The 7,341-nt window shown below is 37.1% G+C and carries 10 protein-coding genes and 1 tRNA gene; 10 read left to right on the forward strand and 1 reads right to left on the reverse strand.

Features of this window, described 5'->3' with window-relative positions:
* Positions 1-10: 10 nt before the first annotated feature.
* The 6 genes from nadD to leuS all read left to right on the forward strand — a co-directional run bounded on the left by nadD (position 11) and on the right by leuS (position 4,836).
* Complete coding sequence (gene nadD, locus GGQ84_RS11260; protein ID WP_429162695.1) at positions 11-628, forward strand: nicotinate-nucleotide adenylyltransferase; 618 nt, start codon at positions 11-13, stop codon at positions 626-628.
* Between the two features lie 72 nt (positions 629-700).
* Positions 701-949, forward strand: a complete 249-nt coding sequence (locus tag GGQ84_RS11265; RefSeq protein ID WP_429162696.1) for an RNA recognition motif domain-containing protein — start codon at positions 701-703, stop codon at positions 947-949.
* Positions 950-1,014: 65 nt separating this feature from the next.
* Positions 1,015-1,602 carry a bis(5'-nucleosyl)-tetraphosphatase (symmetrical) YqeK gene (gene yqeK, locus GGQ84_RS11270; protein WP_429162698.1) on the forward strand — a complete coding sequence of 196 codons (588 nt, stop codon included), beginning with the start codon at positions 1,015-1,017 and terminating at the stop codon, positions 1,600-1,602.
* A gap of 4 nt (positions 1,603-1,606) precedes the next feature.
* Positions 1,607-1,951: a ribosome silencing factor gene (gene rsfS, locus GGQ84_RS11275; protein WP_429162700.1), complete on the forward strand. Its 345-nt coding sequence runs from the start codon at positions 1,607-1,609 to the stop codon at positions 1,949-1,951.
* A 226-nt stretch (positions 1,952-2,177) separates the two neighbouring features.
* Positions 2,178-2,252 (forward strand) — tRNA-Ala (locus GGQ84_RS11280).
* Between the two features lie 106 nt (positions 2,253-2,358).
* Positions 2,359-4,836 (forward strand): leucine--tRNA ligase, encoded by a 2,478-nt coding sequence (gene leuS / locus GGQ84_RS11285; protein ID WP_429162702.1) that lies wholly within the window; start codon positions 2,359-2,361, stop codon positions 4,834-4,836.
* A gap of 44 nt (positions 4,837-4,880) precedes the next feature.
* On the opposite strand, the gene GGQ84_RS11290 is transcribed toward leuS, so the two are convergent.
* Positions 4,881-5,042 (reverse strand): DUF1540 domain-containing protein, encoded by a 162-nt coding sequence (locus GGQ84_RS11290; RefSeq protein ID WP_429162704.1) that lies wholly within the window; start codon positions 5,040-5,042, stop codon positions 4,881-4,883.
* A gap of 145 nt (positions 5,043-5,187) precedes the next feature.
* On the opposite strand from GGQ84_RS11290, the gene GGQ84_RS11295 reads away from it, so the two are divergent.
* The 4 genes from GGQ84_RS11295 to GGQ84_RS11310 all read left to right on the forward strand — a co-directional run.
* Positions 5,188-5,805, forward strand: a complete 618-nt coding sequence (locus GGQ84_RS11295) for a helix-hairpin-helix domain-containing protein (protein ID WP_429162706.1) — start codon at positions 5,188-5,190, stop codon at positions 5,803-5,805.
* Positions 5,806-5,885: 80 nt separating this feature from the next.
* The gene (locus GGQ84_RS11300; protein WP_429162707.1) at positions 5,886-6,317 is read left to right on the forward strand and encodes an ArsR/SmtB family transcription factor; all 432 of its coding nucleotides are present in this window, start codon (positions 5,886-5,888) and stop codon (positions 6,315-6,317) included.
* Between the two features lie 173 nt (positions 6,318-6,490).
* Positions 6,491-6,907: a hypothetical protein gene (locus GGQ84_RS11305; RefSeq protein WP_429162709.1), complete on the forward strand. Its 417-nt coding sequence runs from the start codon at positions 6,491-6,493 to the stop codon at positions 6,905-6,907.
* A gap of 177 nt (positions 6,908-7,084) precedes the next feature.
* On the forward strand, positions 7,085-7,341 hold a 257-nt coding region (locus tag GGQ84_RS11310), incomplete at its 3' end, for a transposase (RefSeq protein ID WP_429162711.1).

Here is a 7,341-nt window from a genome sequence, read left to right on the forward strand (position 1 = left end):
GAGTAGCTGTATGAGACGTAAACTTAAAATTGCAATTATGGGAGGCACCTTTGATCCAGTGCACTACGGTCACCTAGTAGCCGGGGAAGCCGCAAGAAAAGAGTTTAATTTAGACAAGGTAGTGTATGTTCCTTCAGGGCGACCACCGCACAAACAAGAGAAAAATATAACTGAGTCTCATCATCGATACCTGATGACAGTGTTGGCCACTACCACTAATAGGTACTTTGATGTATCTAGGATGGAGATTGATAGAGAGGGTCACTCCTATGCTGTGGATACGGTAGCTCAATTTAATGAAAAATACAAAGGTAGGGCCGAACTTTATTTCATTACTGGTGGAGATGCCATATTAGAAATTTTAACTTGGAAAAGAGTAGAAGATTTATTGCGACAGTGTACTTTTATTGCTGCTACTAGACCTGGATTTAATCTAGAAGGCTTGCAAGATAAATTATCTCAAAAATTACCACAACAATTGTGTCAGAAGATAATTCCTTTTCAAGTTCCTGCATTAGCCATATCTTCTACTGATATTAGAACAAGGATCAGAAAAGGAGATCCAATCAAGTATTTATTGCCTGAGAATGTTGAAAACTACATATATAAACACCGAATATATTTATAGTATATAATAGCAGAAATTGCAGAATACTATTTGTACAAAAGCTATTATTCCAATAACGGTGAGGTGAATGTTTTGGTTCGAACACTATACGTAGGTAATTTGCCTTGGGGCACTACAGTTGAAGAGCTATCAGAGGCCTTTGCGGCACATGGTGAAGTGGTTAGCAGTAGGATTATTAAGGACAGAGAAACTGGGCGTTCTCGAGGCTATGGTTTTGTAGAAGTGAAGGATGAAGACATGGAGAAGATGGTTGAGGTTATGAATGGCTCTGAGTTTCAGGGGCGAGTGTTGACAGTAAATGAAGCTAAAGCAAGAGACTAGTATGATATACCTCCTAAGCTTAGGGGGTTTTCTTTTTTAAAAACAATTGCATGGGTGGGATAGATTTGGAGAATAGAAAATTACAAGAAGTGATAAAAGGAAGGTTGAGCCCAAAAAGGTATGCCCACTCCTGTGCTGTAGCAGCTACGGCAGAAAAGTTAGCAAAGATATATGGGGTGAATGGAGAAAAGGCTTATATAGCAGGATTGCTCCACGATTATGCTAGAGAAATAGAGCCTGAAAAGCTTCTTACAATAGCTACAGAAGCAGGACTAGTAACTGACCAAGTGGAGGAGGAAAATCCCTTATTACTACATGGATCTGTGGGAGCATTATTGGTTAAAAGAGACTTAGATATAACAGAACAAGATATCTTAAACGCAATTGCACATCATACCTTAGGTAGACCGGGAATGTCTTTAATGGAAATGGTAATATATATTTCAGATGTAATAGAACCTAGTAGGGATTTTCCTTGTATTGATGAGATTAGAGAAAGAGCAGAGAGAAAAATGGCACTCAATGAAATAACAGTATTGATTTTAAAGCAAACAATATCATATAATCTAAATAAGGGGATGATAATTCATCCTCAATCTATACGTGCAATAAATTATTATCAAAAAATAAAAGATATGGAAAGCAGGGGGTAGAATATTGATAAAGGATTCAAAGGAATTGGCGGTTATAGCAAAAGACGCTGTGGAGGATAAAAAAGCAGTAGATGTCACTTTATTAGATATTAGTGGAATATCTCTAATAGCAGATTATTTTATTATATGTACAGGCAATTCAGAGACTCACGCAAAAGCAATTGCAGAAAATGTGCTAGGCACAATAGAGGAGATGCCCTTGAGAAAAGAGGGAATAAGAGAAGGCAAGTGGATTTTGTTAGATTATGGTTCAGTAGTAGTTCACATATTCCAGCGAGAGGAGCGTCTATTTTACGATTTAGAGCGACTATGGGGAGATGCGGATGTAATAAGTGAAATAGAGAGTTAATAGCTTGACAAGCTTTTCCGAAATTACTATAATAAAGCTTGTATTAATAAATAAAGGGAAATGCTAAGAACAGGAGTAGTAACTAGTGATGCTGAAAAACAGAGAGCTGTTGGGTGGTGCAAAACAGCAGAGGCTGATTAGTGAACTCGCCTGGGAGCAGTTCGAGTCAAGTACTAGACTAGCTCGAACCGGAAGCTGACCGTTATCAGATAAGTGGTTTAAGTATGGGGCTGTGGCGCAGTGGGAGCGTGCTTCCTTGGCATGGAAGAGGCCGCGGGTTCAATTCCCGCCAGCTCCACCATTTTACTTAATCAAATTGGGTGGTACCGCGAGGTAAGACAAGCTCTCGTCCTAATAATGGATGAGGGCTTTTTTGATATTTAATTAAGAGAATGAGGAGGATTAAGATGGACCAAGTATATAACTTTAAAGAATTAGAGCCTAAGTGGCAACAGTTGTGGGACGAACGAAAGCAACACAAAACTGAAACAGATAATAGTAAAGAGAAGTATTATGCTCTAGAAATGTTCCCATATCCCTCGGGAAAACTTCATATGGGTCATGTGCGTAACTACTCCATCGGGGATGTGGTGGCTAGATTTAAGACCATGCAGGGTTACAATGTTCTTCATCCAATGGGTTGGGATGCCTTTGGTCTGCCCGCTGAAAATGCGGCTATCAAAAATAATGTACCTCCAGCTCAATGGACTACAGAAAACATAGAGAGCATGAGAAACCAATTAAAACAGATTGGAATCAGTTATGACTGGGATAGAGAAGTTGCCAGCTGTTATCCAGACTATTATAAGTGGACCCAATGGATTTTTCTCCAGTTATACAAAAAAGATTTAGCTTATAAAAAAGAAGCTGCAGTAAACTGGTGCCCTTCTTGTGCAACAGTGCTGGCTAATGAGCAGGTAGTTGATGGTAGCTGTGAGCGCTGTGAAGCAGAAGTGGCAAAGAAAAATTTAGAACAGTGGTTCTTCAAAACAACTGATTATGCTGACAGGCTATTGCAAGATTTAGATAAACTACCCGGGTGGCCAGAGAAAGTTACGACCATGCAGAAAAACTGGATTGGCCGCAGTGAGGGAGCAATAATTGAATTTAAGGTTAAAGGAACAGAAGATAAAATACCAGTATACACTACCAGGCATGATACAGTTTTTGGGGTTACTTACATGGTGTTGGCTGCAGAGCACCCTATGGTGGAGAAGCTTATAGCGGGCTCTAAAAATGAAGCAGAAGTGAGAGCTTTTGTTAAAAAAATAAGTGGTATGAGTCATATTGATAGAACTTCTACAGATTTAGAAAAAGAAGGAATTATTTTAGAAGCGGAAGCAGTAAATCCCCTGAATGGAGAGACAGTTCCCATCCTAATAGGAAATTACGTCCTAATGGACTATGGAACAGGAGCAGTTATGGGGGTTCCAGCTCATGATCAAAGAGACTTTGACTTTGCAACTAAATATCAACTTCCAATCAGAGAGGTAATAAGGCCAGGGGGGCAAGTAGAGGAAGCTTTAGCAGAAGCTTATACAGAAGATGGAAAACTGGTTAATTCTGGTGAATTTAATGGTTTGACTGTTTCTGAAGCTCAAAAGGCTATTGCAGATAAATTAGAAGAAATTAACGCAGGTAACCGGGAAGTTAATTTCCGCTTAAGAGATTGGTTAATTTCTCGTCAGCGCTACTGGGGTGCCCCAATTCCCATTATTTACTGCGACAAGTGTGGGGCTGTTCCAGTTCCTGATTCAGAGCTACCAGTGCTATTGCCAACAGAGGTGGAATTTAAGCCATCTGGGGAATCGCCACTAAAATATCATGAGGACTTTGCTAACACAACTTGTCCAGAATGTAATGCTCCTGCTAAGAGAGAAACTGATACTATGGATACTTTTGTCTGCTCATCTTGGTATTTTTTAAGGTATTGTTCGCCTAAAAATGATACAGAGGTGTTTTCAAAAGAAGATGTAGATTACTGGATGAATGTGGATCAATACATCGGTGGTGTAGAACACGCAATCTTGCACTTGATGTATGCACGTTTTTTCATGAAGGCGTTTCATGATATGGACTTGGTTAAAATGGACGAGCCTTTTGAAAACCTGTTGACTCAGGGTATGGTTTTAAAAGATGGCGCGAAAATGTCAAAATCAAAAGGAAACGTGGTAAGTCCAGAGGAAATAATTGAAAAGTATGGCGCTGACACGGCTAGACTATTTATATTATTTGCTGCTCCACCAGAGCGAGATTTAGAGTGGAGTGACCAGGCTGTAGAAGGGTGCTATAGGTTCTTAAATAGAGTTTGGCGTATTGCTGCAAGCTTTGCAGATGAAATTAATGGGGTAGAAGTTAATATCAAAACGGAAGAACTTAATGAGATGGATAGAGACCTTCATCGCTTGACTCATAATACTATCAAACGGGTTACTGATGACATATCTCTTAGATTTAACTTTAACACTGCAATTAGTGCAGTAATGGAGTTGGTTAATGGTATCTATAACTACAAAGACAAGGCAAAAGAGCAGAATGCAGCTGTAGTAAAAGAAGCTATCAACGCAACAGTGCTTTTATTAGCACCTTTTGCACCTCACTTATGCGAAGAGCTGTGGGAGCAAACAGGCAATAAAGGTAGTGTGCATGACCAAAGCTGGCCAAACTATGAGGAAAAAGCATTAAAAGAAGATAAGGTTACAATAGTGGTACAGGTAAATGGTAAAGTAAAAGAGCGCATTGATATTGAAGCAGGATTAGATAAAGCAGCAATTGAAGCTGCCATAATGGAAGAGGAAAGAGTAAAGCTCCATATTGATGGCAAGGAAGTAAAGAAAGTAATAGTAGTTCCAAATAAATTAGTCAATATAGTTGTAGCTAAATAATAGCAAAAGGGCAGTCCCTGTGGGCTGCCCTTTAAAAATATAAATTAAGACTTTTTAGTTTTAGAAGCAAAGGTTTCGCAAGCAGTATCATCTGTATTGCTTACAATATGGTCTTTAGTTCTAGACTTTACTTCAATTGTTGAAGCCTGGCATATATCACTGTTGTTATAAAAACATTCTTCAACTCTACATTTGATAGTTGACATAAATAACCCCCCCTTTCTATTATCCATTCTTTTTTATAATGCAATAAAATCATGCTTTTTATGTATTCAAAAAAATGGAAGTTAAATTTGCATATTGCCTCTTGTAATTTATTGTCATATAATGAAATATAAGGGGTGATTTATAGTGAATGCAAGTAAAACGCAAATACAAATAGTAGCAGGTCTATTGTTAGTTTTAATATTTTACGGTGGTTACAAATACGGTCAAAGTCAGCAGGAACTGCCTGCCGCAGCCCAAGAGAGCAACTCAGTCATTGTGGAAGCAGAGGAGATAAATGATGAAGAAATACAATCAGAACAAGAAATTCAACTTATCTATGTGCATGTATCGGGAGCGGTTGAAAATCCTGGACTCTATGAAATAGAAGCGGGCTCTAGGGTGAATGTGGCAGTAGAGCAAGCAATACCCAAGCCAGAAGCTGAGCTTCACGCTTTAAATTTGGCTGCAATAGTGCAAGATGGTAGTAAGATTATAGTGCCAGAGCAGGGAGATGAGAATATAGAGATACTGCAAGTAAATCATTCTAATGCTTCCTCTTCTGGAGGATTGGTGAACTTAAATCATGCATCAGCTCAAGAGCTAGCGGACAAGCTGCCTGGCATTGGACCTGTCTTAGCAGATAGAATTGTGACATATAGAGAGCAAAATGGAAATTTTAACAGCGTTGATCAGCTGACTCAGGTGTCGGGAATAGGAGCAAAAACATTGGATAATATCAAGGACCTGGTTTCGGTTTACTAGATAGTCTTTCTTGACAAATATAATTAAGTCATACACAACCTGATTAAGCAGAAGCTTAATCAGAACCAAAGGAGGGAACAATGGCTAATATTGCACAAATATTTAAAGCATTGGGTGATGAAACAAGGCTTAAAATATTGATTATACTTGCCAGTAGAAGAATATGTGCTAAGGGTATTGCCAAGCATCTAGCTATTTCTGATGCAGCAGTTTCGCAACATTTAAAAGTTCTTAAAGAGGCAGGTATTATTGTTGGTGAGAAGATAGGGTATTATGTTCACTATAACGTCCAAGATAAAACTTTTATAGAAATTATTGAATTCATCAATAAGCTAAATAATGATGATTTTGAAATTAATACCTGTAAGCTTGGTGTGAAAATACCAAAAAAGTGTGAGGTTGAGTGTAAAGCAACTAGAATTAAGTTGTCTAGTTTACTGTTGACAATCCAATATATTACACATGCAGCAAAGTGCACAGTAAGAGGGAGTATCTGGACATTACATAATTAAAGTGTGACTGAGCCCTGAAAAGAAGCAAATATACGATACGTATTAGTACTTACCACAGCACTCAACATTTTAGAGTGTTGTGGTAAGATTACATTTTCTTATTTGCTTTAGGTATAAATATCAGCTATTTTGTAATAAAGACAGTCAAGATTAAAGAAGGGGTGGTGAAAATAATGTGGCATCTTCTTGTTATTTTATTAGCTGGTATTGCTATTATATGTTTGGTAATTGGTATTCTTATAAAAAATGAAAATAATCTCTCGGAGAGAACTAAAAAAATTTTTTTAGCAGGAATATCAAAAAAAAATATTAGGGAAAAAAATATCCAAAAAGTAACTGGGAATTTTTTCATAGCTCTGGGTTCGTTAACGCTTTTTTTCTTAATTACGATATTAATAGTAGGTAGTAGCCAAATAATTTTTTTTGCATTTTTATTATTAAAAATTGGAATTATGCTTGTATACACTATATATAATACTAAGATGGCAAGCAACAAAAAAAATTTAATATACGGCAATAATAAATATATAAGTACAAGACAAATCGCAGTATTAAGCTGCGGTTTTTGTATAAAAAGACAAGAGGAGTGATGTTATTATCATTTCAGAGCAATTACTTAAAATAAGTAATAATGAAACATATTTTCAGCCACCATTTTGGATCTTAAAAAACATTCGATAATTGGCTATGAAGCTGGATAGGTTACACTTAATTGGACAATAAAGATAAGGTCATGTAAATTAATAAGTAGAAAAGGAGAGGTTTACATGGCTAAAAGACAAAGAAGAACCTATACGGATGAATTTAAAGATCAAATGGTAAAACTCTATGAAAGTGGTAAGCCCAAAAAAGAAATTATGGCTGAATATGACCTAACTCATACTGCCTTTAATTCCTGGATTAAAAGGAGTAAAACTACTGGCTCTTTTAAGGAAAAAGACAACAGAACCCCAGAAGATAATGAGCTGATTAAGCTTAGAAAAGAAAACCAAAAGTTGAAAATGGAAAATGATATTTTAAAGCA

This window comes from Desulfitispora alkaliphila, from assembly GCF_050433185.1.
Lineage (GTDB): Bacteria > Bacillota > Desulfitisporia > Desulfitisporales > Desulfitisporaceae > Desulfitispora > Desulfitispora alkaliphila.

What these genes read in the sequence shown, in the direction of transcription:
- GGQ84_RS11300 (WP_429162707.1), top strand. Translation starts at nt 5,886, where the DNA reads ATGGCTAATATTGCACAAATATTTAAAGCATTGGGTGATGAAACAAGG.
- GGQ84_RS11290 (WP_429162704.1), bottom strand. Translation starts at nt 5,042, where the DNA reads ATGTCAACTATCAAATGTAGAGTTGAAGAATGTTTTTATAACAACAGT.
- GGQ84_RS11305 (WP_429162709.1), top strand. Translation starts at nt 6,491, where the DNA reads ATGTGGCATCTTCTTGTTATTTTATTAGCTGGTATTGCTATTATATGT.
- leuS (WP_429162702.1), top strand. Translation starts at nt 2,359, where the DNA reads ATGGACCAAGTATATAACTTTAAAGAATTAGAGCCTAAGTGGCAACAG.
- nadD (WP_429162695.1), top strand. Translation starts at nt 11, where the DNA reads ATGAGACGTAAACTTAAAATTGCAATTATGGGAGGCACCTTTGATCCA.